Here is a 26547-nt window from a genome sequence, read left to right as displayed (position 1 = left end):
CTATCCGCCGTCCCGCAGGGAACTGGCCATGCTCCGCAGGATCCGGAACGCGTCCGCCTGCTCGGCCTCGGTCAGCCCGGACAGCATCCTGACCTCGACAGCCCGGACCGCGGCGCTCGCCTTCTCCAGGCTCCGCCGTCCGCGCGGCGTGAGCCGGGCGGGAAGGGCCTTCCCGACGGGCGCTTCCGCGGGCCTGGTCACGTAACCGTCCCGCTCCAGGGCCTGGAGCAGCACGTTCATCGACTGCCGGGTCACGAACGTGCCGCGCGCGAGTTCGGAATTCGACAGGCCCGGCCGCTGCGCCAGCAGTTCGAGACAGGAGTAGTGCGTCACCGTCATCCCGAGCGGACGCAGCACCTCCTCCATGGCCGCCCGCAACGCGCTCGACGTCTCTTTCAGCAGGTAGCCCAGCGACTTGTCCAGGTCGACCCCAGCGCCGTCTTGACTCATGTCAGGATTCTGACATACAGTGGCTCGTGTCAGAAACCTGACACGAAGAAAAGGAGCAGCACCGTGCCCGCCATCGGCCCCGATTTCCTCTCCCTCCAGGCGCGTGACCTGGACGCTTCCCAGGCGTTCTACGAGCGCTACCTCGGCCTCGTCCGCTCGCCGGCCGGGCCGCCGCACGCCGTCGTCTTCGAGACGAAGCCGATCGCGTTCGCCCTCCGCGAGGTCGTTCCCGGCACTGACCTCGCCTCCGTCGCGCAGCCCGGCATCGGCGCCGCGATCTGGCTGCTCGCCACCGACGTCCAGGCCATTCACGACGCGCTCGTCGCCGACGGGCACCCCATCGTCTCCGCGCCGATCGACGGTCCCTTCGGCCGCACGTTCACCTTCGCCGACCCCGACGGCTACCACGTCACCCTCCACGACCGTGGCTGAGGCGAGCACCCTCGTTTTCGGGGCTACCGGAGCACTCGGCCAGCACGTCCTGGACGCGCTGGCCGAGCGGGGCAGGAGTCCCGAGACGATCACCGCGGCCGGACGCAACCCGGCGCGTCTCGCGGAACTCGCGTCCGCCGGGTTCCGTGCCGCGTCCGTCGACCTGTCGGATGAGGCGGGCGTCGCGGACCTGGTCGCGCGGCATTCGGACATCGTGTTGATCTCGGGCCGCGACGAGAATCGCCTCGCGCAGCACGAGTCGGTCATCAAAGCCGCGAAGAACGTCCGGCGCATCTACTACACCAGCGGGGTCCGAGCCGACGACGATCGGTTCGAGATCAACGCGGACCACCGGGCGACCGAGAAGGCCCTTGTCGAGTCCGGCGTGCCGTACACGATCCTGCGGAACACTTGGTACATCGAGAACTACGTCCAGTCGCTGGCTGGCCCCCGCTTCACCGGCGTTCTCGCCGCGGCGACCGGTGACGCCGTTGTCGCGGCAGCCAGCCGGAAGGATCTGGCCGAGGCGTTGGCCGTCGTGGTCACCACCGAAGGGCACGACAACGTCACGTACAACCTTTCCGGCGACACGGACTTCACCTACGCCGACATTGCCGAAGCGATGTCGGTGGTGCTGGAGCGGGAAGTCGCCTATCAGCTGGTCACTCCCGAGGAATTGCGGGCGCTGCTCCGCAAAACAGGCATGGCAGACGAGATGGCCGACTTCCTGGTCAGCCTGGACGAAACCATTGCTGCCGGGGTTTTCGCGCGGGTCGGTGACGATCTTTCCCGGCTCCTCGGCAGGCCGACGTCCGGTCTGGTCGAAGGGCTGACGGAAAAGTGAACGCCGCGGCCCAGCGTTTCTGGATCAACACCGTCAGCCTCGACCACGTGGAAGCCGCCGTCGAGGGCGGCTTCACCCAGGCGGATCACGGTGCGGGCAAACGCCTTCGCCAGCCGCGCCCCGGCGACGAGATGATTTTCTACTCGCCGCGCACGAGCTTGCAGGGCGGCTCGCCGGTCCGGCAGTTCACCGCGTGGGCCACCATCACCGGTGAAAAGCCTTACCAGGCCTACGTCAGCGACGACTTCCGGCCGTGGCGGCTCGCGGCTTCCTTCCACGCTTGCACGCGGGTGGACGCGAAGCCGCTGGTCGGCCAGTTGTCGTTCGTCACCGACCCGGCGCATTGGGGCCTGCCATTTCGCCGCGGCTTGTTTCCCGTGCCACAGCAGGATTTCGCGACGATCCTCGCGCGGATGACCGCGTGAAGTCAGCTGTGGTGCGCGTCCGCGTCCCAGCTGAGGAACGCGTCCAGCGTCGCTGACCGGTGCGCCCGCGCGCAGTGCTCGATCCATTCGGCGCCGGAACCGGAGCGGATCAGGTCCAGCAGTTGGTCGTGTTCGGCGACGGAGGCGAGCGCGCGGGCGGGCACGAACGAGAAGGTCGAATCGCGGATCGTGGCGAGCTGGGCCCAGCCCTTTTTGACGAGGTCGACCAGGCTCGGATTGGGGCAGCGGGTGTAGAGCACCTCGTGGAACTCGTGGTTGAGCCTGGTGAATTCGACCGGTTCGAGCTGGTCGAGACCGGCGCGCATCCGGTCGTTGAGTTCGCGTGCCTCGGCGAGGTCGTCGGCCGTCAGATGCGGCGCGGCGAGCGCGGTCGCCGCGCTTTCCACGATCGCGAGCATCTGCATCGTGTGCTCGTAGCCGACCGGATCGATCGCCGCGACGGTCGCGCCGACGTTGCGTTCGAAGTGCACGAGGCCCTCGGCCTGCAGCAGCCGCACCGCTTCCCGCACCGGGACCGTGCTCACGTCGAATTCCTTGGCCAGCGAACCCAGGACGAGCCGGTGCCCGGCCGGGTATTCGCCCGCGGTGATCCGGGACTTCAGCACTTGATACGTGTGCTGGCTTTTGCTCAGCCCCGCCTGCTCGTGCGTGGTGGACATCCCTGTCGCCTCCCCTTCGCCACCCGCCGCGGCGGGGTGTCCAGGCAACCGTAACCGGTCCGTTCGCTCTGCTAAATAATATACTATCTGCTCGCTGTGGCCACGGGCTGGAATCAGTGAGCACGCTGCCAGTTTCGACCAATGTAGACAAAAGTCCTGCTCAGTTACCTGATTGAGGCTTGTCGGGATGGCAGCTGATTATATACGATCTGGCTCGGCCTGAAGCACTGTCAGCAGGGGAGGCGCGATGCCGCGCACGTCCGGGATCAGCAGAGAGCACCGCCGCGTCGTCCTGGCGGCGATGGTCGGCACGACTATCGAATGGTTCGACTTCTTCATCTACGCGATCTGCGCCGGATTGGTGTTCGCGACGCAGTATTTCGCGGTCCTCGGCAAGGACGCGCTGATCGTGTCGTTCGCGACGGTCGGCATCAGCTTCTTCTTCCGCCCGATCGGCGCGGTGATCGCCGGACATCTCGGCGACCGCCTCGGCAGGCGCGCGATGCTGATCCTCACCCTGCTGCTGATGGGGATTTCGACCGTGCTGATCGGCCTGGTGCCGAACACCGCGTCGATCGGGGTGTGGGCGCCGATCATCCTGGTGCTGCTGCGCATCGTGCAGGGGCTATCGGCCGGCGGCGAATGGGGCGGTGCGGCACTGCTCGCGGTCGAGCACGCGCCTGCCGAGCGGCGTGGGCTGTACGGTGCGTTCCCGCAGATCGGCGTGCCGATCGGGCTGCTGCTGGCCAACGGCGTCCTCGCGCTGGTCACCGCGCTGACCTCGCCGGAGCAGTTCCTGGCGTGGGGCTGGCGGATCCCGTTCCTGCTGAGCGTGGTGCTGATCGTCGCCGGACTGATGATCCGGTCGCGGGTCGCGGAAAGCCCGGTGTTCGAGGAGGTCCGAGAGAAGAAGGCGCGGTCGAGCATGCCGCTGGTGCAGTTGTTCCGGCACCACTGGAAGCTGGTCGTCGCGGGCGCGCTGCTGTTCGCGGCCAACAACGCCGTCGGGTACATGACCACCGGCGGATACGTGCAGTCGTACGCGACGAAGACCCTGCACCTCGGCCGGTCGACCGTGCTGATCGCGGTGATGCTGTCCGCGGTCGCCTGGCTGGTGAGCACGCTCGTCGGCGGCTGGCTCGCGGACCGGATCGGCCGCGTCCGCACTTACCGGATCGGGTTCGTCATCCAGCTGGCGTGGATGTTCCCGTTCTTCGCGCTGATCAACACGGCCAACGTCGGACTGCTCCTGGTGGCGCTGTTCCTGTTCTCGGTCGGGCTCGGGTTCACCTACGGCCCGCAGTCGGCGCTGTACGCGGAGATGTACCCGACGACAGTCCGCTACAGCGGCGCGGCGATCTCGTACGCGATCGGCGCGGTGCTCGGCGGGGCGTTCGCGCCGACCATCGCCGAAAGCCTGCAGACCAGCACCGGCACGGTCTACGCGGTCGGCGGCTACCTCGCCGTGATGACTCTGATCGGCCTGGTCACCAGCTTCTTCGTCAAGGACCGGAAGGGCGCGTCGCTGAGTTCCGCGCCTTCGAGCGCACAGGCAACCACCGTCGAAAACGTCTGAGCGGGGGCGCGCGATGCGGACCCAGACCCGAAGCGACTACTGCGCGTGGCTCGACGCGGCCGCCCGGGAAGCGCACGACGCGATCAACCGGATCCACGTCGAGGCTTACGCCGATCTGGTCCGCGCCGCCGAGTTGTACAAGGGCGAGCTGGCCTGCCGCCGTCCGGCGCGGCGGCAGGCGCCTGGTCTGCCCGGCCGGGGTCAGCGCCATCGGAGCCATCGGGCCCACGGGCTGCGGGGTTCCGCGATGGCGCGCGTCGAGGGGTCGCGGTTCGCCGATCCCCGGCCGGGCGGGTAGAAAGGGCGGCGGCGGCCGGTCGCCGCTCCCCGCGGCGCCGGCCGGTTGAGCCGACCCCGAGGAGGAGCAATGCCGGACCAGCAGCCGAACCCGCTGTGGCACCCGTTCGCGGACATGGGCGCGGTCGACGGAAACCGGTTCGTGGTGACCCGCGGCGAGGGGTCCTATGTCTGGGACGACGCGGGCCGCCGTTACTTCGACGCCTCCGCGTCGCTGTGGTACTCGAACCTCGGGCACGGCCGCCCCGAGATCACCCGCGCGGTGACCGAGCAGCTGGAGAAGCTCGACGCGTACAACCTGTTCGGCGGCGTCGCGAACGAACCGGCACTGAAGCTGGCTTCGCGGCTGTCCGAGCTGGCTCCGGTGCCGGGGTCGAAGGTGTTCCTCGGCTCGGGCGGCGGCGACATGGTGGACACCGCGGTGAAGATCGCGCGGTCCTACTTCGTCCACACCGGACGCCCGGAGAAGACCCACGTCATCAGCCGCACCCAGGGCTACCACGGCACGCACGGATTCGGCACCGCCGCGGCCGGGATTCCGGCGAACGCGGAGGGCTGGGGTCCGCCCGCCGCGGATTTCTCGCAGGTGCCGTATGACAACGCGGCGGCGCTGGAGCAGGAGATCCTCCGTGTGGGGCCGGAACGGGTGGCCGCGTTCTTCTGCGAACCGGTCATCGGCGCGGGCGGCGTGCTGCTTCCGCCGGACGGCTACATCGAGGAAGTGGCGGCGATCTGCCGCAAGCACGAGGTGCTGTTCGTCGCGGACTGCGTGATCTGCGCGTGGGGCAGGCTCGGCACCTGGTACGGCATCGACCGCTGGTCGGTGCAGCCGGACCTGGTGACCACGGCGAAGGGCGTGACGAGCGGGACGATCCCGCTCGGCGTGCTGCTGGTCGCGCCGCACGTGGCGGAGCCGTTCTTCACCGGCCGTCCGGGCGCGCCGATCCTGCGCCACGGCGCGACGTACGCCGGGCACCCGGTCGCCTGCGCCGCGGCGAACGCGACGCTGGACATCTACGAGCGCGACGACATCATCCCGCGCGGCAAGGCACTGGAGAAGCCGCTCGCGGACGCGCTGTCCGGTGCGGTCGGGCACCCCGCGGTGGCGGAGGTCCGGGCCGGGCTGGGATTCCTGGCCGCGGTGGAACTCGCGCCGGACCTGCTGGCCGCGGACCCGGGTGCGCCCGGGAGGCTGCACAAGTTCCTGCTCGAGGAGGGCGTGATCGTGCGCTCGCTCGGCAAGGGGATGGCGGTGTCGCCGCCGCTGGTCGCCGAAGAGGCGGAAATGGACCTGCTGGCCACGGCCGTCCCGCGGGCCTTGGACCGGTTGCTGAAGAACTGACGCTCTTACGACACTGCGGCGGCGCCGGGGTTTCCGGTGCCGCCGCAGTTGTCTGTCTACAAAGGACTACTTACAGGAGAGCGTCCCGGTGCGCAGCGCGTGGTTGTCGTCGTTGCCGTCGTCGGACCACACGACCTGCTTGCTTCCGTTCGCGCAGGTCGGCGAGATGGCGAAGCCCTCGTTGTTGTAGTTCGCCATCCCGGACGGGCGGTCGTACTGCGCGGTGGCCGCGAACGCGCCCTTGGAGTTGACGTCGAGCGTGCTGGTGCGGCCCTTGCAGGTGTTGTCGCATTCGGCCCACAGGTGGCCGGTCGACGGTTCGTACTCGAGGTCCATGATCGCCGGGAACCCGCTGTCGATGGTGGCGACGCGCGTGTACTTGCCCCCGGACTGGTCGAGCGCGTACGCGTAGACCTTCCCGTTGTCCTCGAGCCCGACGAAGTACAGGCCGGTCCCGTGGTTCGGGTAGCTCGCCGGGTTGTAGGCGGCTTTCGTGTGCTCGTCCCGGAATTTGTGCGCGGTGAGCGCCGAGTCCGGGACCCAGGAGATGGCCTCGAGGCCCTTGTTGGGCTCGACCGACGGCAGGTCGGAGGTGAGGTCCCACTCCCCGGTCGCGTTGAGCGACTTGCCCGATCCCGAGGTCGCGTACCGAAGCACGGCGGGCTTGCTCGTGTCGCCGTCGTCGTTGTCGCGCTCGGTGGCGGTGAAGACGCCGTCCGGGGTGAAGACGACCCCTTCGGCGTCCGGGTCGCCGCTGCCGTCGGAGTAGTGCATGGACTTGCCCTCGGACCAGCCGTTGGCGGTGTCGGGCCGCCACTTGGCGCCGTCCTGGACGAGCCGGTACAGGGTGCTGGGGCCGTTCTTCACCGCCCACAACACGGTGGGCGATTCGTACGACACGCCGCTGAGGTTGCTGCCGAAAACCCCGGAGTCGTCGGCGATGGCCACCTTCGACCCGCCAGGCCACGCCGTAGCCTTCGGGGCAGCCGCCGGCGCCGCGTGAGCCGCACCGGCCCCGACCGCGAGCGCGAGGACCGCCAACGCGACGGTGCCCCGGATCTTTCCACGCCGACTGTTTCCCCGCAGATGTGTTCCACGCTGGTGCGCAAGCAAAGGAGCCGCTCCTTCTGTCCGTCGGGCACGGATCGCAGGACCGTGCCGAGGTGGTCGCTGCTGACAAGCGGCGGTCCCGCAGACGCGGGACTTACAGCAGTGGGTGATCGACAGTGGAGCACACAGCGTGGCCGGTAAGCAACAAACAGCAGGTGACGTTGTCCCGCTGACCGGCACGACGGTGGTGTGTCGGTCGATTACCGTGCTGTCGACGGGCAAACGGCCTCTCGGGGAGGTTTCCGGGCGGCGGTTGAGTGGTGACCGGGTGAGGTCCGCTTGGCGACGGTCACCGGACAGTTCGGTGACCTTTGCGCGGGGTTGCCGGGACAGTTGCTCGGGGACCGTCGCCGAGTGGGGGCCGTGTCAGACGGATGGCCGCTGCGCCGCTCGCTGCGCGGCGGTCTCCGGACGGCAACTGCCGGGCGTCACCGGGAGTGCCGCCGGTCGCCGGGCGGGAAACGCCGGGAACCGCCGGTGAAAGCGGCCCATCACTGGGCTGCGATCGCGCGGAGCCGCCGGGCGGTGCCGCCGGTCGCTGGACGGCGATCACGGGATGCCATCGGAGAGGATCGCCGATAGCCGGGCGACGATCGCCGGGGAGCAGTCGGGGGAGTGGCACCGGTCGCGGGGCGGCAATCACCGGGGGCCGTCGAGCCTTCGGCGCCAGCCGCCCGTTGCCGGGCCCCAATCACTGGAAGCCGTCGAGCTGCCGGTGACAGCCGCCCGCTGCCGGGCCGCACTCACCGGGAGCCGTCGAGGCACCGCCGAAAGCCGCCCATCGCCGGAGCCGCGCTCACCGAGCCACAGTCCGCCACACCGGCACGTTGACGACCGCCGCGGGCATCCCCGGAGCGCCGCTGTCCCCGGGGACGATCGTGAACCGCCACTTGTCCACTCCGCCGCCCATGATTTCGGCATAGCGGCGGGCACCGTCCGCGTTCGCGAAGCGGACCTGCTGACCACTGGCGAGGTGGGTGATCTTGACCGCCACACTGCCTCCTGGGGATCGATCGACGGACACGTTCTGCCTGGGTGCCGGCCCGCGGAGCTTCCCCCTCCGGGGCCGGCCCATCCAGTAGAACACGTGTTCGATTCCCGCGGCAATCCAGGTCCCCCTCCCGAGCGACCCACGCGCGGCTGACGCGGGAAGACCGCCAGCCCGGCAAGGAAAACCCGCGAGACATCGTCGGGTTGGCCGACGAGGCGAGCGGCGGCGAGTGAAGTTCCGGCAGCGGCCGGAGCGAGTCGGTAGCGTCGCGAGCTCGCTTGCCCCAACGCGGGACTGTCGGACTGATCCGGGCGCGGGCGACCCCAACGGAATCAGCCCGAACAGCGCCGAAACCGCTTACCCCACACCAGAAACGCGGGCAGGCCGCATCATCGCCACCCGAGGCCACCGGTCCAGCCCCCGTGCGATCTCCGCTCGCCGGATCTCCCGCAGTGCTGGACCCTGCTCCTCGTCGGCCAGGACGCGGAATCCGAGCCGCTCGTAGTAGGGCGCGTTCCACGGCACCTCGGCGAACGTCGTCAGCGTCAGCCCGGACAGCCCGCACTCCGCGGCCCATGCCCCGACCGTCTCGATCAGCGCCCGCCCCAATCCGCGGCGCGCGTGGCTCGGCAGCAGCGAAACCTGTTCCACATGCCCGAAACCGTCGACCTCCTCGGCGAGCACGTACGCCGCGATCGTCCCGCCGTCGTCCCAAACCCAGCAGCGGCCCGCGGACTGGAACACCGAGAGCTCGTCGACCGAAGGCGGTGCGTCATCGGCGATCTCGGCCATGCCGACCGTCCGGAACGGTTCTCCGGCAGCACGTTCGAGGTCAGGCAGCGCAGGAAGATCGGCGGGGACAGCGAGACGGATCACCGGCCCGACTTTACGGCTACACGGAGTACTCGGAAATCGCTTTTGCGATCTGCCCGGCGTAACCGCGCAACGCCATGATCGCCCGTTCGCGCTCCGCGTCGCCGATGCGGGTGGCCGGTCCGACGAACGTCAGCACGCTCGGCCGGTGCCGGTCGACGTCGACGGGCACCGAGCAGCACCACACGCCGTCCTCGATCTCGCCCCAGCTCTGCACGTAGCGGTTGGCCAGCGCGTCCTTGAGGTCGTCGCGCACCTCGGCGCCGCGTTCCGCGGAGATCCGGGCGACCTGGCGCTCGCGTTCGCCGTCGGGAAGGAGGGCGAGCAGCATCTTCCCGGTCGCGCCGACGCCGAGCGGGGTCGAATGCCCCGGCTGGAATGTGAACCGCATCGGGCGGTCGCATTCCACCCGGTCGCTGCACACCGCGACGTCGCCGAAGTGCTGGAAAAGCAGCACGGTCTCGCCGAGTTCGCGCACCGCCTCCTCCATCAGCGGCCGCGCCACCCTGGCCAGGTCGTTCGCGAGCCGGGCAGCGCGCGCGAGCGGCATGACCCGGCTGGTGAGGTGGTACCGCCCGGACCGCGACTCCTCGAGCAGCTGCAGCTCTTTCAGCAACTGCACGTAGCGGTAGGTGGTGGCGACCGGGCTGCCGACCACCTCGGCGAGTTCCGCCACGCTGGCCTCCCAGCGCTGTTCGGTGAACGACAACAGCAACTGGAGCACTTTCCGGGAACTGTTGGCGCCGGCCGTGCGACGGAGTCCGGGTTCAGACATCCTGAAACCTCTCCGTAGGAGCACCGAATTCAGTCACGAACGCGTCGGTAAATTACCACAGGTCACGGTTTTCCTGACACAGCGAGAAACGGCGTGAGCAATCCGGGAACGGCGGCGTCGGCGAGCGCGAGCCCGGCGCCCTGCTCCACGTCGAGCACGCGGTAGTGCCCGCGACCGGCGGCGACCGGGGCGATGACGGTGACCAGCCCGGCCCGCCGCTGGAACAGCGACTGCTGCACGACGATCCCGGTGAGCCGGTCACGCCGGACCGCGACCGTAGCCCTGGCCAGCGACCCGGAACGGGTCACCAGATACCGGCCGGTGATCGCGTGGCCGAGCGAGCGGTACCGGTCGAAGCCGACCAGCACCGCGAACGGCAGCAGCACCAGCGCGGCCTGCCACGGCCATTCCGGCAGCACATCGAGCCGGGCCAGCGCGAACAGCGCGGCCGAAAGCGCCAACACAGCGAACACAGCGCGGGTGATCCGGCGGGTCAGCGCGCGCCGCGAATGCCGCACGAGGGGGACATTCGCGAAGTCCTCGCCGAGCACCTCGCTCGCGATCTCCCGGGCTTTCCCGGCCGGAGCCGGCGGCAGCAGCAGGCCGCCGCCGCGGTCCGCGCCCTTGCCTTCGCGCAGTCCGGCCGCGACCGCGACGCATTTCGCGCCGCCGACCATCCGCAGCGGCAACGGTTCCTTGATCTCGACGCCGCGCAACCGGTCTTCCTCGATCGACACCGACCGCGTCGTGATCAGCCCGCGTCGGATGTGCAGCGTGCCGCCGGGTTCGCGGGTGAGCCGGAAGTTCCAGAACGACAACACGTATCCGCCGACCGACAGCACCGACACCAGCACGAGCAGCCCGGCCGCGGCCAGCACCACGGTGAGCCAGACCGGTTGTTCAAGCGCGCGTGCGGTGAGGTCGCGGAGCGGCCCAAAACTCGTCGGATCGAAGTGCAGTTCGTGCGCGAAGTGATAGACCGTGCCGAGGATCGCGGCGACCACCGCGAGTCCGGACAACGTGAACGGTGCGTAGCGCACCCAGCGTTTGTCGACCTCGGCGACGAGCGACTCGGGCGGTTGCGCCGCTTCGGTTTCCGCCGGTTTCCGGTGCAGCAACAGGGTCCGCAGCCGCTGCGCTTCGGCGCGGGTGACCGCGTCGAGGACCAACTGGTCCTTGCCCGGACCTTTTCCGTGATCATGGCGTCCGGTACCGATTCGTACCGCAGACAGCGAGAAAAGCCGATGTTTCGGTTCCGAAAGCACGTCTACGGTACGGATTCGATCGAGCGGAATCGCGCGTTGCTTGCGCAGCAGCAATCCGGTGTGCCATTCGATCTGGGTCGCGGTGACGCGATAGCGCGAGGTGAGGCAGTGCGAAATGCCGACGCCGATCGTCACCGCGGTGGCGACGAGACCGATCCACTGCCAGTAGTTCCCGTGGCCGAGCACGAGCGCGCCGACGAGCACCGGCAGCGACTTCACCAGGTCGAGAACCGGGCGGATCAACAACATCCGGCGATCGAGACGATGCCAGGGCACGTCGCCGGCGCCTTCGGCCGAGACGGGCGCGGAGGGTGCGGTCGCGTTCACGTCGCGTCCCCGCGCACGGCCTGGGTGGTGCGGGTCAGCTCGTCGGCGAGCGCGACCGCGACGTCGCGGTCGAGTCCGGAGATGCGCAGCGGCCCGGCGGCGGACGCGGTTGTGACGGTGAGCCGGGCCAGCCCGAACAGCTGCTCCAGCGGGCCGCGTTCGACGTCGACCGTCTGGATCCGCGAGATCGGCGCGATCCGCCACTCCTGCTTCAGCCAGCCGGACTGGGTGTAGACGGCCTCGCCGGTGACTTCCCAGCGGTGCACGCGGTAGCGCCACTGCGGCATGACGAGCAGATGCAGCGGGGCCAGCACGCAGGAGAGCAACAGCGTCACCGTGAGCCACGACGGCGGATCGTCCGCGGTCGCGACCACCACCGCCTGCACCGCGAGCACGAGCAGCCAGCCCGCCCCCGCGGACGCCGCCCAGTGGCCGATCGCCCGGCGGCTCACCCGGTGTTCGGGCGGGCGCAGCCGCAGTTCAAGCGTGGTGGATTCCTCGATGTTCACGTGCTCAGAGTGCCTGAGCGCGGGGGTCGATGCCCACGACAAGTGTCACGATGCCCCGATCCGGGGTGGCTGGTGAGTGCGGGGCGTTACTATTTCGGCCGCGCGCGGGATGGATTCGCAGCCGGGCCGCGTTGTATCGCGTACGTCCGTGCAAGCGAGCAGCAGGAGGATCCGGTGGGACTCGATCCCGAGGAACTGTACGAGGTGGACTCGGACGTCCCCGACCTGGACGGAGCGGTGCTTCTGCACTTCTTCGAGGGCTTCATGGACGCGGGGTCGGCCGGGCAGCTGGTCACTGACCACCTTGCCGGTGAGGTGGAGAACCGGATCATCGCGCGGTTCGACGTCGACCGGCTCATCGACTACCGGTCGCGCCGCCCGTCGATGATCTACGCGGTCGACCACTGGGAGGAATACGAGGCCCCCGAGCTGGTCGTGCGCCTGCTGCACGACGACGACGGCATCCCGTTCCTGCTGCTGTCCGGCCCCGAGCCGGACCGCGAATGGGAGCTGTTCGCCGCCGCCGTGCGGCAGCTGGTGGAACGCTGGGGCGTGCGGCTCACCGTCGGGTACCACGGGATCCCGATGGGCGCCCCGCACACGCGCCCGCTCGGCGTCACCGCGCACGCGACCCGCGAGCACCTGGTCGGCGAGCACCAGCCGCTGCCGAACCGCATGCAGGTCCCGGGCAGCGCCGCCGCGATGCTCGAGTACCGCTTCGGCGAATGGGGCCACGACGCGATGGGCTTCGCCGCGCACGTGCCGCACTACCTGGCGCAGTCGACCTACCCGGCCGCCGCGCTGACGATCCTCGACTCGATCGGCAAGGCCACCGGCCTGCGCCTGCCCGACGGCGAACTCCGCACCGCGGCCGAGGTGGCCAAGGCGGAAATCGACCGTCAGGTGGCCGAATCCGAGGAATCCGCCGACGTGGTGCGCGCGCTGGAACGTCAGTACGACACGTTCACCGAAGCGTCCGGGCACAGCCTGCTCGCCGAATCGCAGGAACACATGCCGACCGCGGACGAACTGGGCTCGCAGTTCGAGCGATTCCTCGCCGAACAGGGCGGGGACGGCTCCGAACGCTGAGCCGCGAGGTAAGCAACGCCTGCGGACCGGACCGTCTGCCAGGCCCACCAGAGCCGGGCCGCCATGATCGCCACACCGGACATGGTGCGGCCCGCACGTTGCCGCGAGGCTGCGGGGGCGCGTGTGGCGGGTGACATCTGGTGAAGCTAGCCGGTGCGTTGGGCGGCCTGGCACCCGGACCGGCCCCTAACGCTGCCCGGTGTGCTCTCCGCGCGCTTCGCATCCCGCAGAAGGCGCATCGGGTAGCGGGTTCATGCAGCGTGCGCAGTATGGACGTGGCTTGGGGTCGCGTCAGCCCGGCCAGCCAGCGAGATACCGCAGCGCCTCGCTGGTCGGCCCGAACGCGTCCCCGAGCAGCGCGTGCAGTTCGCGGTTGAACGACTCGATCACCGGCCGCAACCGGGCGATCGTCGCGTTGCCCTCCGCGGTCAGGTCCAGGACCAGCGCCCGGTGCTGTTCCGGATGCTGCTGCCGGACGATCAGCCCCGCGTCGACCAGCCGTCCGGTCATCGCGGTGATCGCCGATTCGCGCTGGCCCAGCTCAGTGGCCAGTTCCCGCTGGGTGAGGCCGGGTTGGTCGTGTACCGCGAGCAGCGCGCCGAGCTGCGCGGTCGTCACGCCGCCCGCGGCTAGGCAGCGGCGGTCGCCCTCGACGCGCAGCCGGTGCGCCGCGCTCTGCAGCAGGAAGAAAAGACGTTCGTCGGCGGCCATGCGGGGATCTTGACAGTGTTCTCTCCGCGCCGCCATCCTCACTTCACTACTGAAGTACTTCACTACTGAAGTGAGGACTGAAAATGGACATAGACTTCGCGCGCGCCGGGCTGGCCGCGCAACCGTTCAGCGTTCTGCTCGGCGCGCGACTCGAGGAATTCGGCGACGGACGGGCGGTGCTGGAACTGGACGTCCGCGACGAGCTCCGGCAGCAGAACGGCTATCTGCACGGCGGCGTCCTCGCCTACGCCGCCGACAACGCGCTCACCTTCGCCGCCGGAACCGTGCTCGGTCCGCAATTGCTGACGAGCGGCTTTTCCATCGACTACCTCGTGCCCGCGGACGGCGTGCTGCTGCGGGCGGAAGCGACGGTCGTCCAAGCAAGCCGTTCGCGGGCAACGTGCCGCTGTGATCTGTACACAGTGGACGGAGAAGGAAACGCGACGTTATGCGCGGCAGCACAAGGATCCGCGGTGATCAGGCGGTCGGCGGCTTCCGGGTAGACCGGGCAGTTCGGACGGGTTTCCGGTTGTCCGCTATCGTCCCGGGATGAACCAGGAAAGCCAAGATCGGCTGACGACAAGGACTTTGGGCCCTGCGCTGCGCCGGAAGGCCGGCCTGGTGCTGCGCCGGGCCGCGGCCCGCCTGCACGATCCGCACGCCGAGCAGATCACCGAACTGCGCGCGGAATTGCGCGCGGAACTGGAACGGACGCGCGAGGACCTGCGGTCGGAGGTCGTTAGGCAGGGCGACCGCCTGCTGGACCGCGTGGTCGAGTTCGAGATCCGCAGCCGTCGCGACATCGTGTACGCCGGCGATCAGGACGCGGCGTTGGAGAGCAACATCTTCGCGCGCGAAAGCCTGATCGGGGCACAGCATTTCGGCAGCCCGAAGGAAACACTGGAATATGCGCTTTCCCTCGCGCCCACCGGCGGGATGGCGCTCGAGTTCGGCGTCGCGTCCGGAAACACGTTGCGCACCATCACCGCCGCGCGCGAGGCGACCGAGGTGTACGGCTTCGATTCGTTCGACGGCCTGCCCGAAGCGTGGCTCAACGGCATGCCCGCCGGCGCCTTCGCCCGCGATGATCTGCCCGACGTGCCGGGTGCCGAACTCGTCGTCGGACTGTTCTCCGACAGCCTGCCCGGCTTCCTCGAGAAGCACTCCGGTCCGGTCGATTTCGTGCACGTCGACGGCGATCTCTACAGCTCGGCGAAGACGGTGCTGGACAACGTCGGCCCGCGGCTGCGCGTCGGCAGCATCGTGCACTTCGACGAGTTCTTCAACTTCCCCGGCTGGAAACGGCACGAATACCGGGCGTGGACCGAGCACGTCGAGAAGACCGGCGTCGAGTTCTCTTACGAGGCCTACACGTACAACGACAACCAGGTCACCGTGCGGATCACCGGCGGACCGGGGCTCATGGACTGAAGCAGCCGTGCTCGTTGACCGGTCCGATCGCGGGAAGGATCAGGCCGCACAGGTAACCGTCGATCCAGCGGCCGTTGCCGGTGAGGTTCGCGGCGAAGCGGACGAGCGGGGCCAGTTCGCGGATTCCGTCCGCGAGCGAGGCGCGGTTTCGTTCGAGCAACGCGGTGAGCTGGTCGAGCTGGGCGAGCACTGGGCCGAGCTCACGGTCGTTGTCGGCGACGAGTCCGGACACTTCGCTGCTCAACCGGCGGGCTCCGTCGAGCAGCGACTGGATGGCCGATTCGCGTTTCTGTACCTCGTCCAGCAGCTGGTTGCCGTCGGTGAGAAGACGGGTCAGCTGGGTGTCACGGTCGGCGAGAGTGGCGGAAACCGTGCGTGCCTGAGCCAAAAGGTGAGCCAGTTTCGTATCGCGGGCGGAGAGGGAATCGGACAGCCGCGACAGTCCGGTCAGCGTGGCGCGGACGTCGCCAGGGGTGTGCGCGAAGGTGTCGGAAATGGCGCGGAAGCTCTGTGACAGCTGAGTGGTGTCGATGTCGTCGACTGTCGTGGCCAGCTGCCGGAACGCGGGCAGGACGTCATACGGAACCGTGGTCCGGTCGCGCGGAATCGGAGTGTCCGGATCCAGCGATCCGACGCCGACCGGATCGAGCGCGAGATACTTCTGCCCGAGCAATGTTTTGATCCGGATCGACGCGGATGTCCGGTCCCCGAGCCACGCCCCCGACACCCGGAAGGACACCCGGACGGACGCGCCGTCGAGCGAAACCTCCGACACCCGGCCGACTTTCACCCCCGCGACCCGCACGTCGTTGCCGGTCTGGAGCCCCGCGGCCTCGCTGAACTCGGCGGCATACGCGGTGCCGTCGCCGATGATCGGCAGATTCGGCGCCTGGAGCGCGGTGAGGACGCCGAGGGCGAGCACAGTCAGCCCGACGAGAGCGGTGCGCACGGGGCGCCGGTCGGGATGCACAGCGTGGATAGTGGCTCGCCCGGCCGGGTGAGGCCACTCACGCCACCCGAATGGGCGCTTTCTCGTTGTGTCCACTTAGGACGCTTGGACTTCCCGCCCTGCGCACGGCCCGTTTCCGGCACCGCACCCGGCGGCTCCCGTCGTGTGCCATTCTGGCCTGACTGGCTGACGTGACCGGAGTCATCGGAACATCCGGTGCGGGTCGGCCGTTGAAGGGGTGTGCAGGGAGCGCGGACAACCCGTGCCCACGCCGATCGGGGAGGAGCCACCATGCGAGACCTGACCGCCGGATTGCACCCGGCGCCAGACCTCGTGGACGACACGGACGCGGCCCGGCAGGAGGAACGCCGCCGCAAGGCAGCGCTGGCCGTCGCGTCGCGGGCCAAGGACGCGCAGGAATGCGCCCTGCTGCTGGACATGCTGGGGCTGCACGCCCCCGGCGGCAGCCGCACTGAGGTCGCCTGAGGCGCTCCGGTTCCGCCGGGTTGTCCCGAGGTGCCGGGGGAAGACGCCGCTGCCGGTGCGGGCCGGTCGCGGGATTGTCTGATGCGCCAGCCTGGCTCTGGGGAGGGCCGGGCTGGCCGCGGCCGGGTTGTGACGGGCTGGGCGACTCGGCGTTCGATGCGGGGTTTCGACACTGGCGGGTGGGGTAACCCCGCCGGGAGTTCGATCAGCGACGGGCTGACCGGGCGGTTGAGCGCGCCTGACGACCTTGCGGGGCTGCAGCTTGGCTGAACGACCATCGGTGCCCGGTGCCCGGTGCCCGGTGCCCGGTGCCCGGTGCCCGGTGCCTGGTGGGGGTTGCGTCCTTGCCTGAGCAACTCAGTTCTCGACGGGATCTGGCGGGGTTGGATCGTGCCTGAGCAAACTCAGCCCTGGCACCGCAAACTTCTTCACGTTGCCGGGCCGCCAATTGGCCGCCACTAGCTTCGCTCGCTCTCCGTGTCGCCCGGCTGCCGCGTGCCGGACCTCTTCCGCGCGCAAGCCTTCCCTCCCAACGCTTCATCGCTCGCCTGAGAGCAGCCCACCGCCTCGATCCCGCGCCCCCGGCTGCGCCAAACGGGTGAAATCGAGCCCGTAAATCAAACCCGAAAAACCACGCCGCCCAAGGCAACCAAGACACGAACCGCCCGGAGGCCCGCTCCGCTTGCAGGCAACAAGCCCTTGCCATGAAAGCGTTTCGCAATCACCACCCCGCCCACGCACGGGTGTCCACTAAGGCCAGTCACCCAAAGAATGCGGATTCCGCAGCAACCCACCCCATCCGCACCGGCAACCCAACCCAAGCGGCAAGTCCGTTGCGGAAACCGGCCCACGCCCCGAACTCCCGCCAACCACCCGAAGGTGGCCGATTCCTGAGGCACAACAAGGATTCCCAGACTTGCGCGGTCGGGTACTGTCGATGCCCCTGGGTGATATTTTGCTCCGAACGGCTGAGTGTCGCCGACGTATCTGTCACCCTGGTGGAGCATCCTGTACCGGGAAGCGGCCTGGGTCGGGACCGGGCGCAGGGGAGGAAACGCTGTGCAGAACCTGTGGGAAGACGAATATCTCATTCGGCAGCAGCGAGCTCTGGCGGAAATGGTGCGCCTGGGGCGGCGGAAGCGCAGTTTTCAGCTGGCGGAACATCTGGCGGCGGAGGGCGGGGTGCATCGGTCGGACGTCTTGGCTGTGACGGCGCTTTTCCTTGCCTGCCAGGCGGTTCGGCGGGGTGACGCGGCGGCCGTGCAAAGGTTTTCGAGCGCGTTTCGCAGTTGTGAGCGAAGCAGCATGGATCTTGCTCGGCAGCTCATGCGTTTGGAAGCGGGCCGGGAACAGGGATGGCTTCCCCGGGTGCATTATGACGAGCTTTTTTCCTACGCTTGGCGAGAAAACCGGCCCGACATTCTGGTCAAAGCCTCGATGATTCAGCCGCGGGATGTTCCGGCGGCCGGATGGTGGGCCGAGATGGAGCGGAATCTCAGCCTGTTATCGGTCTGAACCGGCGCGTTCACGACCAGTCGATCCGGTCGAACAGGCCGCGCAATTTCGTGCCGCGGGTCGCGTTCGTGGCGCTGATCCACGCGATCCGGCCCAGCAGGTGCGCGCGGAAATCCGGGTGCCCGGCGCGGTTCTGCGGCACCGGGCCGGTGCGGGCGCAGTTGTGCAGCACGGCCCGCAGCTCGTCGTACTCGGCGCGGGCGACGGCCGGAGCGGCGTTCACCACCAATCCGGCGACGCGCTGTTGCCGGTAAGCCGGTTTTACTGACGTCTTGTCGTCGCGCAGATGGAAGCCTTCGTCGGTCACGATCCGGCGGACGCCCGGCAGCAGCCGGTGCAGCGGCAGGCCTGCGTCGCCGGAGAAGGCCAGATCGTCGGCGTAGCGGGTGTAGTTCGCGCCCAGCACGTCGGCGAGGCCGGAGAGCCTGCGATCCAGGTGATGGGTGACCGCGTTGGCGACCGAGGGCGACGACGGCGCGCCTTGCGGGAGGTGCGTGCCGGCGAGATGGCCCAGCATGGCCGATCGGGCGGGCGCCGAGCGCAGGACGTCGACTGGCGTGCGCGTCGTAAGGATCCCGGCGATGGCGGCCGCGACGGCAGGCGGGTAACCGGCCAAGTCGAGCAGCGACCGCACCCGCGTCGCGGTCACGGTCGGGAAGAAGCCGGCCAGATCCAGCCGCACCACCATGTCCTGCCCGGAGTGCGGACGGGCGCAGGTGTGGATCGAGCGGCCGCGGCGGAAACCATGCGCGGCCTCGTGGACCGGCAGCGCGTCGAGCACGTGCCTGCGGACCCGGCGCTGCACCTCGGCCAGCCGGGGTTTCGGCTGCTCGATGAGCCGCGCGCCGCCGGTGGACGTGGGGATCCAGCGGTAGCGGTAATGCCGCAGCACAGGCCGGGACCGCCGGTGCCAGCCGCGTTCGTCGGCGAACCAGGACAGTTCGCCCGGCGTGAGGTCGAGGGCGGCGGCGCATTCGTCGAACGTGGTCCACCGGGCGACCGGCCATCGCCACACCGGCATCGGTTCGAGCAGCGACGCGGAGGCGACTCGTTCTCCGTTCATCCGCGCTGTCTCGCACGCGGAGCGTGCCGCCGCTGCGCGGGGCGCTGTGGGTACGTGTCGTGCTGCTCCCCGGGGTTGCCCCGGAGTGGGTGGTGCTCCACCGGCTCACCTCCGCGTCGCCGAACCCCACCCTAGCCAAGATCACCGACAAAACCGGCGCCCGGGGAGGAACCCCTGGTGACCGAACACACCCTTGACCTGAAGCCTTGTCTATAGCAACTTTTGCACTATGCAAGGTTTGTCGGATGACGTGGCCGATCTCGAGCGGCTGACTCGCGTGCTCGTGGCCGTGGCCTGGGACAGTGCGCACGCCGCCCCGCGCGGCGTCACCTTCCCGCAGGTGCGATTGCTGGTGGTGCTCGACAGCCTGGGACGCGTGCCGTGCTCCCGGCTCGCCGAGGCGATGGGCGTGAACGCGTCGTCGGTCACCCGGCTGGCCGACAAGCTCGAGGCGCACGGGTACGTCGTGCGCGGCGAGGACGAGCACCGCCGCACGGTGGTGACCATGGAGGTCACCGCTGCCGGGCGTGAGGTCGTCGCCGGAGTCGTCGGCCGACGTCAACGCGCGCTGTCCGAACTGCTGACGGAAATCCCGGCCGCGCGGAACGAGGCGGTCTCGACCGCGGTCCGCGACCTGGTCCTGGCGGCGGAATCGGCACCGGGCGTGCCCACGGCGGGGCCGGGCCGGCTGTGAAGGTTCCAGCGCGGGCCGCGCACCTCGGCGACTTCGCAGTCAATCCTCGAATGCTGTTGATCACCGCGATCGCGCTGCCGGTGGGCGGCGCGGCGGCGGTGGCGGCGTTCGCCCTGCTCAAGCTCATCGGCTTGATCACCAACCTGGTCTTCTACCAACGTGTCGCCACGGATCTCGTCGCGCCGGGCGCGCAGCACCACCCGTGGTGGCTCGTGCTGCTCGCCCCGGTCGTCGGCGGGCTCGTGATCGGCCTGATGGCGCGCTACGGGTCGGAGAAGATCCGCGGTCACGGCATGCCGGAGGCGATCGAAGCGATCCTTACCGGAGGCAGCCGGGTGGCTCCGCGCGTCGCGGTGCTGAAGCCGGTGTCGGCGGCGGTCAGCATCGGCACCGGTGGTCCGTTCGGGGCCGAGGGGCCGATCATCATGACCGGCGGCGCGGTCGGTTCGATCCTCGCGCAGCTGCTGAAGCTGTCCGCGGACGAACGCAAGACGCTGCTGGTCGCCGGTGCCGCGGGCGGGATGGCGGCGACGTTCAACGCGCCACTCGCGTCCGTCCTGCTGGCGGTGGAGTTGCTGCTGTTCGAATGGCGGCCGCGCAGCCTGGTTCCGGTGGCTGCCGCGGTGTGCGTCGCGACGGTGTGCCGCGGGTTCCTGCTCGGCACCGGACCGGTCTTCGGGGTCCCGTTCACCGGGGCCAACCCCGGCCCGGCCGCCGACGGTCTCGCGCTCGTCCCCGGCCTGACCGGCGGGTTGCTGGCGATCGGCGCGACCGCGCTCGTCTACTTCGCCGAGGATCTTTTCGGGCGGCTGCCCGTGCACTGGATGTGGTGGCCCGCGATCGGCGGCCTGGTGATCGGCATCGGCGGCCTGATCGAACCGCACGCGCTCGGCGTCGGCTACGACGTGATCGACACGCTGCTCACCGGGCACGCGACCGCGTCGCTGATCGTCGGGATCCTGGTCGTGAAAACGCTGATCTGGGCGCTTTCGCTGGGATCAGGGACTTCCGGCGGCGTGCTGGCTCCGGTGTTCATGATCGGCGCCGCGCTGGGCGCCGCGGAAGGCGGCTTGCTGCCGCATGTCGCGCCCGGGTTCTGGGCGACGTGCGGGCTGGCCGCGGTCGTCGGCGGCGTGATGCGGTCGCCGTTCACCGGCATTGTGTTCACTTTGGAGCTGACCCACGCGTGGAGTTATCTGCTGCCGCTCGTCGTCGCGTCGTTCTCGGCGTACGCGCTTTCGGTGTTGCTGCTCAAGCGTTCTGTGCTCACGGAGAAGATCGCGCGGCGTCGGCTGCACCTCACTCGCGAGTACACGACTGATCCACTTGAGACGTTCTTCGTGCATGAAGTGATGACGCACCAACCGGACGTGCAGATGTCGGCTGATGTCGTCGTGTTCGGGGACGACACTCTGCGCGATGTCGCGAACGAGCTGGCGCTCGGGCATACGACGCAGGCGCTGGTGGTCGACCGGCATGATCCGTCGCGGGTACTCGGCAAGGTGACGCTGGCGCAGCTGCTGCATGCCCGGCGGCGAGACCTGCACGAGGAACATCACCGGGAACGGTTGCTGGGCCGGTCGGTCAGCGCTTGAGCCGCTGTTTGTCCACTTTGCCCACTGGGGTCAGCGGCAACTCGTCGCTGAATTCCACAGTGGACGGTACGAAGTGCTCGCCGCCGAGTTCGGCGCGGACCTGGTCGCGCAGTTCGTCAGCGGTGGTGTTTTCGGCGACCACCACGGCGTGCAGCAGGGTTCCGTCCGGGCCCGGTGCGGGGACGACCGCGGCGGCATTCACCTTGGGGTGGCTGAGAAGTGCGTGCTCCACTGTGGTCGAGGAGACCTTCGTGCCGTGCTCGCCGGTGACGATGACGTCGTCGATCCGGTCCTCGAGGTAGAGGTAGCCGTTTTCGTCGAAGCGGCCGAGGTCGCCGGTGCGCAGCCAGCCGTCGCCGATCGGCGGCTGTCCGTGGTAGCCGTCCATCATGGACAGTCCGCGGACGAGCACTTCACCGTCCTCGATCCGGGCTTCCATTCCGGGCACGATGCGGCCGACGGAACCGAGGAGTTCCGGCCGGGCAAGGACTTCGTCCGCGGAGATGCTGGCGATCATCGGCGCTTCGGTGAGCCCGTAACCCTGTCCGACGACCGGGCCGAACACCTTGAGCGCCTCGGCCAACCGGCTCGGCGGCAGCGGCGCGGCGCCGAGGGAAAGCTGCTGCACGCTGGATACGTCCGTAGTGGACAGCTGTGGATGGTCGAGCACGGCGGCGAGGCGGGGCGGGGTAAGGGAAAGCGTCGTGATGCGATGACACTCCACATCGGAGAGAAGCTTCTCGGCGTTGAACTCCCGGTGCAGTACCACGGTGTTGCCGCAGCAGAGCGCACCCAGAACTGCCGCGTTGCCGGTCATGTGCGTGAGTGGCGCGGTGACGAGCGCGGTTTTGGTGCCATCCGGTTGGAAGATGTGGGCCACGCCATCGTAGATCCCGCTGTGCCGGATCAGTTTCGGCGTGCCGGTGGTGCCGCCGCTGGGGAAAATCGCCGTGACGCTATTGGGCAAAGTGTCCGGAATAGACGGTTGTGCCGCAGCGAGTGTGTCGAGTTCGGCATCGGTGAGCAAGGTCGCTCCGGTCGCCGCGAGCGCCGCAGCCCGCGCCGGACGGCTCGCGGACGCCGCGATCAGCACGACTTCCAGCCCACGCAGCTGCGCGGCAAGCTGGGTGAGCACCACTTCCGGCCGGTTGGCGGCGTCGATCGCCACCATGCCGCGTACCTCGGCGAGTCCGCTGTACAGCCGGGACAGCAGGTCTGCCGCCGCCTGGTACGTCATGGTGGTGTCGTCGTGGTGGAACAGCACGGTGTCGCCGCCGTCACGAAGTGCGGAAAGGACGCGGGACAGGAAAAAGCTCACCCGGCACACCGTAGTCGCGTGTTGGCCGAGAACGGCGATCGCGGCTAGGTTCGTCGTCATGACCGCTCCGCCCGCGATCGACGCGGACCCGAGAAGCTGGCGTCGAGCCTTCGCTGATCTGCAGGCCGGGTTGCGTGCCCGGGAACTGTGGGCGTTGCTCGCGTGGCAGGACATCAAGCAGCGCTACCGGCGTTCGTCGCTGGGGCCGTTGTGGATCACCGTCGGGATGGCAGTCACCGCGCTCGCGCTGGGCGTGGTGAACTCCGCATTGTTCGGCACGTCCATCTCGACCCTGCTGCCGAGCATCACCACTGGGCTCATCCTGTGGAACTTCATGAACGGTTGCATCGTTGAAGGCTCGGAAACGTTCATCGCGAACGAAGGGATGATCAAGCAGCTGCCGGCGCCGGTGTCGGTGTACGCGCTGCGCACGGTGTGGCGGCAGGCGTTGTATCTGGCGCACAACCTCGTCGTGTACGTAATGGTGCTGGCGATCTTCTTCGGCAAGCTTTCGCACCCGTATCGTTTGGTGGACAAGGGATACGCGCTGCTGCACCCCGGACTCGGCTGGGGAATGCTGCTCGCCGTGCCCGCACTGGCCCTGGTCGTGCTGAACGGTGCGTGGGTGGTGCTGCTGTTCGGCGTGGTGTCGACGAGGTTCCGCGACATCCCGCCGGTGATCCAGAGCTTTATCACGATGCTCTTCTACGCGACGCCGATCATGTGGTCGATGGACCAGGTCCGGGCGATGAACCAGACCTCGCACGAAGGATTCGGGTCGCTCGCGGTGAATTTGCTGCAGCTCAATCCGGTTTATCACTTCGTCGAGATCGTGCGCGCGCCGCTGGTCGGGCAGCAGCAAAGCTGGACGCACTGGCTGGTCGCCGGTGTGGTGACCGTGGTCGGTTGGTCGCTGGCGATGCTGGTGCTGCGCAATTACCGGGCTCGGGTGGCTTACTGGGTTTGATTGTCCATTGAGGACTGTCGGTGTGGTTCGTTGCGAGGAACGGCCAGATGCCGGTACTGCTGGCGTCCGCGGGTGCGTGCAGCAGCGAGCGGTTGCACTGTCGCCGGGAGCCGGGAGCCGGGAGCCGGGAGCCGGGAGCCGGGAGCCGGGAGCCGGGAGCCGGGAGCCGGGATGCCCAGCTCCGCTCGGTCCTTGCCCGGCGCGGGCATGCGGACAACCCACCGCACACCCAAGCCCGCCGACTGACGCTTTGGCCGAGCCCGCCATCCATCGCTTTGCCGGGACTCGCCGACTGTCGCTTTGCCGGAGCTCGCCGACTGTCGCTTTGCGTGAGCCCGTCATCTGTCGCTTTGCCGGGACTCGCCAACTGGCGCTTTGTCCAAGCCCGCCAACTATCGCTCTGCCCGAGCTCACCAGCTAACGCGTTGCCCGAGCCCGCCTCCTATCGTATTGCCCGCCATCCTTCCGCCTCACCGCGAACTCGTTCGCCGCGCTAACCCCCATCGGCAGCTGAGCACGCCCGCCCGCCGGGGGTTAGCGTTGTCCTAGGGCTCGCGAACGGAGGTCGCATGAAGCGTCGGAAGGCATTGCTGGCTATGGCCGTGACGGTGCTCGCGATGAGCGCGGTCGCCGCCACTCCCGCTGGACTCACGCCGCGGCAACTGGCCGGACAGCGGGTGATCTACTCCTATCCTGGTCTGACGCCGCCAGCCTCGTTGCTGCAACGAATCCGCGCCGGCGAGGCAGCGGGCGTGATCTTCTTCGGCGAAAACATCTCAAGCTCCCAGCAGATTACCAACGTGGTACGACAATTCCGGGACGCCAACGCGCAAAGCCCGGTGCACCGCCCGTTGCTGCTGATGACCGATCAGGAAGGCGGCAAGGTCCGTCGGCTGCCCGGCGAACCCGTTCTGTCGGAGAAGCAGGTAGCCCAGTCCGCGGATCCGTCTGCCGCAGCCAAAGCCGCGGGTACTGGTGCGGGCCAGAACCTCGCCGGGGTAGGTATGAACGTCAACCTCGCGCCGGTTCTGGATGTCTACCGCCAACCGGGGAATTTCATCGACAAATACGGCCGCTCTTACAGCCAGGACCCCCAGGTGGCCGGCGCACTGGGCCGGGATTTCGTCACGGCTCAGCAGTCAACGGGCGTCGCCGCGACAGCCAAGCACTTCCCCGGCCTGGGCGCAGTCCCCGCCGGAAGCAACACGGACGTCGGCCCGGTGACGCTGAACGTGCCCCTGTCCGAACTGCGTGCCAAGGACGAGGCTCCCTACCGCCCAGTGGTCGACGCTGGCGTGAAGCTCGTGATGCTCTCGTGGGCTGTATACCCAGCCCTGGACGCCTCCCGCCCCGCCGGACTCTCGCCCACGGCCGTGCAGGAACTCCGAACCAAGACAAACTTCGCCGGGGTGACCGTGACGGATGCCTTGGAAGCTGGCGCACTGAAGTCCTATGGCGGACCGGGAAACCGCGTGGTGCTGGCCGCGAAGGCGGGGATGGACCTGATCCTGGCCTCGGCCCGAGACGTGAGCCCGGGGGACGATGCCGCTTCCGCGCTGGCCGCCGGGTTGTCGGACGGATCCCTGCCGAGCGCGGATTTCACTGCGGCGGTAGATCGGGTTTCGGCGCTTCGGGATGGGGTGAAGTGAGTCGTCCGCGGGTGGATGTCGCGGGACGCGGTGAAACCGTGCGCCAGATTTTCGACACCACCCAGGAGCCGACCGCTGCGGTCAGCACGACCGTGCCGAGGACGTAGAACCCGGACGCGCCGTTCCTGAACACGCCCTCCGACGAGATTTTTGGGTGGAGGCCTCGGCGTCGCTGCGAGTTCAGGCGCTCAGCGTCACGAGTCGCGTGTTTTCCATTCCAGCCGACATCCTTGTTGCGTGACGGGTCGCTCTCGATGCCAAACTCCGCGAGAGTTGCTGCCCGACGAGGTTCTTCGCACCCGGAGCGTTGCCTCCTCACGGCCCGTCCGTGTGCTTCGCTGCGAAGCCCGCCGTTATGCGGCAGCTGTTAGCGGAAGCCTCGTTGTTATGCGGCGCTGTTAGCGTCGGTAACGCAGGACCCGTCCGGCACTCCGCGATTATCCAGCAAACAACCCCCGTTCCGGTGACACCCGGCGGTGTGGACATCGCGCTGTCCTCAGGCTGAACGGGCACCCTTGCGTGCGACCCACCCACGACGGGAGGACGAATGCAAGCTTGGTGGCTCCTGGTGGCCGTCGCCGCGGTGTTCGTGGTGCTGGCCGTAGTTTTCCTGCGCCGCGCCGCCCGGCGTCGCTCTGCCGTTCCGCCGCCGAATGCTCCGCGAACCTCCTCGCCAGACGACTCGACGCGCCGCTGGGTCTCGCCGTCGGACGACGTCCCCCGCCGCGCCCGCCACCGATTGGACGAGGCGCACCCCCTGGCGCGCTACCCAGTCGCCCGGCAACGCCCGATGCGGCATCCACGACCGTCGCCCCAGCAGGAATCCGCCCGGGAACGGCGAGACTCGTAGCGCGCACGAATCCGGGGCCAGCTTGACGATGCCGAGGAGCCGCCCTCCAGATCCCTGTGCCGTCGGACCACTGCGAAAGCCTCGTCCTGTGTTCATCCTTGTGGGCGAACGCCGAGGCCCCGTTTTTGTCGGTGCCCGCTGAGATGCTTCCGGCATGGTTCCCGCGCTGCTTCTCATCGACGTCCAGAACAACATGCTTCTCCCTCCTGAGGTTCACCCCGGGTAGTGGACACCGAGTTAGCAGGATCAGTCGTCCTGCTGAAAGGATGTCCTCATGCCTCCTCGCAAGCGCCGGTCGTACACGGCTGAGTACAAGGTCGAGGCTGCTCATCGC

The 26547-nt window shown here is 68.7% G+C and carries 27 protein-coding genes; 15 read left to right on the top strand and 12 right to left on the bottom strand.

What is annotated here, in order from left to right:
* Nucleotides 1-450, bottom strand: a complete 450-nt coding sequence (locus tag PUT80_RS22830) for a MarR family transcriptional regulator (protein WP_037817085.1) — start codon at nt 448-450, stop codon at nt 1-3.
* Between the two features lie 63 nt (nt 451-513).
* Between PUT80_RS22830 and PUT80_RS22825 the strand changes: the two genes are divergently transcribed.
* The 3 genes from PUT80_RS22825 to PUT80_RS22815 are packed head-to-tail and all read left to right on the top strand — an operon-like array spanning nt 514 to nt 2151.
* Nucleotides 514-882, top strand: a complete 369-nt coding sequence (locus PUT80_RS22825) for a VOC family protein (RefSeq protein ID WP_275293376.1) — start codon at nt 514-516, stop codon at nt 880-882.
* Nucleotides 875-1726: an NAD(P)H-binding protein gene (locus PUT80_RS22820; protein ID WP_275293375.1), complete on the top strand. Its 852-nt coding sequence runs from the start codon at nt 875-877 to the stop codon at nt 1724-1726. Before PUT80_RS22825 ends, PUT80_RS22820 begins: the two co-directional genes overlap by 8 nt.
* Complete coding sequence (locus tag PUT80_RS22815) at nt 1723-2151, top strand: EVE domain-containing protein (protein WP_275293374.1); 429 nt, start codon at nt 1723-1725, stop codon at nt 2149-2151. Before PUT80_RS22820 ends, PUT80_RS22815 begins: the two co-directional genes overlap by 4 nt.
* A gap of 2 nt (nt 2152-2153) precedes the next feature.
* Here PUT80_RS22815 and PUT80_RS22810 read toward each other — a convergent pair whose 3' ends face one another.
* Nucleotides 2154-2831 (bottom strand): GntR family transcriptional regulator, encoded by a 678-nt coding sequence (locus PUT80_RS22810; protein ID WP_275293373.1) that lies wholly within the window; start codon nt 2829-2831, stop codon nt 2154-2156.
* 247 nt (nt 2832-3078) lie between these two features.
* Here PUT80_RS22810 and PUT80_RS22805 point away from each other — a divergent pair, with 247 nt between their 5' ends.
* From PUT80_RS22805 to PUT80_RS22795, 3 genes are all read left to right on the top strand, one after another.
* Nucleotides 3079-4407 carry an MFS transporter gene (locus tag PUT80_RS22805; protein WP_275293372.1) on the top strand — a complete coding sequence of 443 codons (1329 nt, stop codon included), beginning with the start codon at nt 3079-3081 and terminating at the stop codon, nt 4405-4407.
* Nucleotides 4408-4420: 13 nt separating this feature from the next.
* On the top strand, nt 4421-4705 hold the full coding sequence (locus PUT80_RS22800) for a hypothetical protein (protein WP_037817077.1): 285 nt from the start codon (nt 4421-4423) through the stop codon (nt 4703-4705).
* A gap of 69 nt (nt 4706-4774) precedes the next feature.
* Nucleotides 4775-6046, top strand: coding sequence for an aspartate aminotransferase family protein (locus PUT80_RS22795; protein ID WP_275293371.1), 1272 nt, complete (start codon nt 4775-4777; stop codon nt 6044-6046).
* 66 nt (nt 6047-6112) lie between these two features.
* On the opposite strand, the gene PUT80_RS22790 is transcribed toward PUT80_RS22795, so the two are convergent.
* The 6 genes from PUT80_RS22790 to PUT80_RS22765 form a co-directional block, all read right to left on the bottom strand.
* Nucleotides 6113-6994, bottom strand: a complete 882-nt coding sequence (locus tag PUT80_RS22790) for a hypothetical protein (RefSeq protein ID WP_343076897.1) — start codon at nt 6992-6994, stop codon at nt 6113-6115.
* Between the two features lie 958 nt (nt 6995-7952).
* Nucleotides 7953-8150, bottom strand: coding sequence for a hypothetical protein (locus tag PUT80_RS22785; protein WP_037715481.1), 198 nt, complete (start codon nt 8148-8150; stop codon nt 7953-7955).
* A 354-nt stretch (nt 8151-8504) separates the two neighbouring features.
* Nucleotides 8505-9023 (bottom strand): GNAT family N-acetyltransferase, encoded by a 519-nt coding sequence (locus PUT80_RS22780; protein ID WP_275293369.1) that lies wholly within the window; start codon nt 9021-9023, stop codon nt 8505-8507.
* Between the two features lie 16 nt (nt 9024-9039).
* Entirely contained in the window at nt 9040-9795 is a 756-nt protein-coding gene (locus PUT80_RS22775) for a helix-turn-helix domain-containing protein (RefSeq protein WP_051729280.1), read from the bottom strand.
* A 62-nt stretch (nt 9796-9857) separates the two neighbouring features.
* A complete protein-coding gene (locus PUT80_RS22770) occupies nt 9858-11309 on the bottom strand; it encodes a PH domain-containing protein (protein ID WP_275293413.1) in 1452 nt (483 codons plus the stop codon).
* A 74-nt stretch (nt 11310-11383) separates the two neighbouring features.
* Nucleotides 11384-11896, bottom strand: a complete 513-nt coding sequence (locus PUT80_RS22765) for a PH domain-containing protein (RefSeq protein WP_238604391.1) — start codon at nt 11894-11896, stop codon at nt 11384-11386.
* Nucleotides 11897-12070: 174 nt separating this feature from the next.
* On the opposite strand from PUT80_RS22765, the gene PUT80_RS22760 reads away from it, so the two are divergent.
* Nucleotides 12071-12985: a PAC2 family protein gene (locus tag PUT80_RS22760; protein ID WP_275293368.1), complete on the top strand. Its 915-nt coding sequence runs from the start codon at nt 12071-12073 to the stop codon at nt 12983-12985.
* Between the two features lie 291 nt (nt 12986-13276).
* Here the strand turns inward: PUT80_RS22760 and PUT80_RS22755 are convergent, their stop codons facing one another.
* Complete coding sequence (locus PUT80_RS22755; RefSeq protein ID WP_037817063.1) at nt 13277-13696, bottom strand: MarR family transcriptional regulator; 420 nt, start codon at nt 13694-13696, stop codon at nt 13277-13279.
* Nucleotides 13697-13779: 83 nt separating this feature from the next.
* Here PUT80_RS22755 and PUT80_RS22750 point away from each other — a divergent pair, with 83 nt between their 5' ends.
* Together PUT80_RS22750 and PUT80_RS22745 are read left to right on the top strand one after the other, a co-directional pair.
* On the top strand, nt 13780-14199 hold the full coding sequence (locus PUT80_RS22750) for a PaaI family thioesterase (RefSeq protein WP_275293367.1): 420 nt from the start codon (nt 13780-13782) through the stop codon (nt 14197-14199).
* A gap of 46 nt (nt 14200-14245) precedes the next feature.
* Nucleotides 14246-15127: a class I SAM-dependent methyltransferase gene (locus tag PUT80_RS22745; RefSeq protein ID WP_275293366.1), complete on the top strand. Its 882-nt coding sequence runs from the start codon at nt 14246-14248 to the stop codon at nt 15125-15127.
* On the opposite strand, the gene PUT80_RS22740 is transcribed toward PUT80_RS22745, so the two are convergent.
* Entirely contained in the window at nt 15117-16097 is a 981-nt protein-coding gene (locus tag PUT80_RS22740) for an MCE family protein (RefSeq protein ID WP_275293365.1), read from the bottom strand. The genes PUT80_RS22745 and PUT80_RS22740 overlap by 11 nt on opposite strands.
* A gap of 270 nt (nt 16098-16367) precedes the next feature.
* On the opposite strand from PUT80_RS22740, the gene PUT80_RS22735 reads away from it, so the two are divergent.
* Nucleotides 16368-16562, top strand: coding sequence for a hypothetical protein (locus PUT80_RS22735; RefSeq protein ID WP_275293364.1), 195 nt, complete (start codon nt 16368-16370; stop codon nt 16560-16562).
* Between the two features lie 1059 nt (nt 16563-17621).
* Nucleotides 17622-18077 carry a hypothetical protein gene (locus PUT80_RS22730; protein WP_205670308.1) on the top strand — a complete coding sequence of 152 codons (456 nt, stop codon included), beginning with the start codon at nt 17622-17624 and terminating at the stop codon, nt 18075-18077.
* A 10-nt stretch (nt 18078-18087) separates the two neighbouring features.
* Here the strand turns inward: PUT80_RS22730 and PUT80_RS22725 are convergent, their stop codons facing one another.
* Nucleotides 18088-19140, bottom strand: a complete 1053-nt coding sequence (locus PUT80_RS22725) for a reverse transcriptase family protein (protein WP_275293363.1) — start codon at nt 19138-19140, stop codon at nt 18088-18090.
* A gap of 250 nt (nt 19141-19390) precedes the next feature.
* Here PUT80_RS22725 and PUT80_RS22720 point away from each other — a divergent pair, with 250 nt between their 5' ends.
* Both PUT80_RS22720 and PUT80_RS22715 read left to right on the top strand, forming a co-directional pair.
* Nucleotides 19391-19834, top strand: coding sequence for a MarR family transcriptional regulator (locus PUT80_RS22720; protein WP_235146747.1), 444 nt, complete (start codon nt 19391-19393; stop codon nt 19832-19834).
* 50 nt (nt 19835-19884) lie between these two features.
* Nucleotides 19885-21429, top strand: a complete 1545-nt coding sequence (locus PUT80_RS22715) for a chloride channel protein (RefSeq protein ID WP_134669820.1) — start codon at nt 19885-19887, stop codon at nt 21427-21429.
* Here PUT80_RS22715 and PUT80_RS22710 read toward each other — a convergent pair.
* Nucleotides 21419-22747 (bottom strand): fatty acid--CoA ligase family protein, encoded by a 1329-nt coding sequence (locus PUT80_RS22710; RefSeq protein ID WP_275293412.1) that lies wholly within the window; start codon nt 22745-22747, stop codon nt 21419-21421. The two genes, PUT80_RS22715 and PUT80_RS22710, sit on opposite strands and share 11 nt — an antisense overlap.
* A gap of 58 nt (nt 22748-22805) precedes the next feature.
* On the opposite strand from PUT80_RS22710, the gene PUT80_RS22705 reads away from it, so the two are divergent.
* Nucleotides 22806-23714 carry an ABC transporter permease gene (locus tag PUT80_RS22705; protein WP_037817049.1) on the top strand — a complete coding sequence of 303 codons (909 nt, stop codon included), beginning with the start codon at nt 22806-22808 and terminating at the stop codon, nt 23712-23714.
* A 569-nt stretch (nt 23715-24283) separates the two neighbouring features.
* Entirely contained in the window at nt 24284-25363 is a 1080-nt protein-coding gene (locus PUT80_RS22700; RefSeq protein ID WP_275293362.1) for a glycoside hydrolase family 3 N-terminal domain-containing protein, read from the top strand.
* The last annotated feature ends 1184 nt before the right edge of the window (nt 25364-26547 follow it).

This window comes from Amycolatopsis sp. La24 (assembly GCF_029087445.1).
Lineage (GTDB): Bacteria > Actinomycetota > Actinomycetes > Mycobacteriales > Pseudonocardiaceae > Amycolatopsis > Amycolatopsis nivea.
Note: the sequence above shows the minus strand (reverse complement) of the source record. Positions and strands in the feature narration are given on the sequence as shown.

Coding starts and splice junctions, on each gene's coding strand:
- PUT80_RS22830 (WP_037817085.1), bottom strand. CDS start 450: ATGAGTCAAGACGGCGCTGGGGTCGACCTGGACAAGTCGCTGGGCTAC.
- PUT80_RS22810 (WP_275293373.1), bottom strand. CDS start 2,831: ATGTCCACCACGCACGAGCAGGCGGGGCTGAGCAAAAGCCAGCACACG.
- PUT80_RS22805 (WP_275293372.1), top strand. CDS start 3,079: ATGCCGCGCACGTCCGGGATCAGCAGAGAGCACCGCCGCGTCGTCCTG.
- PUT80_RS22800 (WP_037817077.1), top strand. CDS start 4,421: ATGCGGACCCAGACCCGAAGCGACTACTGCGCGTGGCTCGACGCGGCC.
- PUT80_RS22795 (WP_275293371.1), top strand. CDS start 4,775: ATGCCGGACCAGCAGCCGAACCCGCTGTGGCACCCGTTCGCGGACATG.
- PUT80_RS22775 (WP_051729280.1), bottom strand. CDS start 9,795: ATGTCTGAACCCGGACTCCGTCGCACGGCCGGCGCCAACAGTTCCCGG.
- PUT80_RS22770 (WP_275293413.1), bottom strand. CDS start 11,309: ATGTTGTTGATCCGCCCGGTTCTCGACCTGGTGAAGTCGCTGCCGGTG.
- PUT80_RS22755 (WP_037817063.1), bottom strand. CDS start 13,696: ATGGCCGCCGACGAACGTCTTTTCTTCCTGCTGCAGAGCGCGGCGCAC.
- PUT80_RS22750 (WP_275293367.1), top strand. CDS start 13,780: ATGGACATAGACTTCGCGCGCGCCGGGCTGGCCGCGCAACCGTTCAGC.
- PUT80_RS22745 (WP_275293366.1), top strand. CDS start 14,246: ATGAACCAGGAAAGCCAAGATCGGCTGACGACAAGGACTTTGGGCCCT.
- PUT80_RS22735 (WP_275293364.1), top strand. CDS start 16,368: ATGCGAGACCTGACCGCCGGATTGCACCCGGCGCCAGACCTCGTGGAC.
- PUT80_RS22725 (WP_275293363.1), bottom strand. CDS start 19,140: ATGAACGGAGAACGAGTCGCCTCCGCGTCGCTGCTCGAACCGATGCCG.
- PUT80_RS22715 (WP_134669820.1), top strand. CDS start 19,885: ATGCTGTTGATCACCGCGATCGCGCTGCCGGTGGGCGGCGCGGCGGCG.
- PUT80_RS22705 (WP_037817049.1), top strand. CDS start 22,806: ATGACCGCTCCGCCCGCGATCGACGCGGACCCGAGAAGCTGGCGTCGA.
- PUT80_RS22700 (WP_275293362.1), top strand. CDS start 24,284: ATGAAGCGTCGGAAGGCATTGCTGGCTATGGCCGTGACGGTGCTCGCG.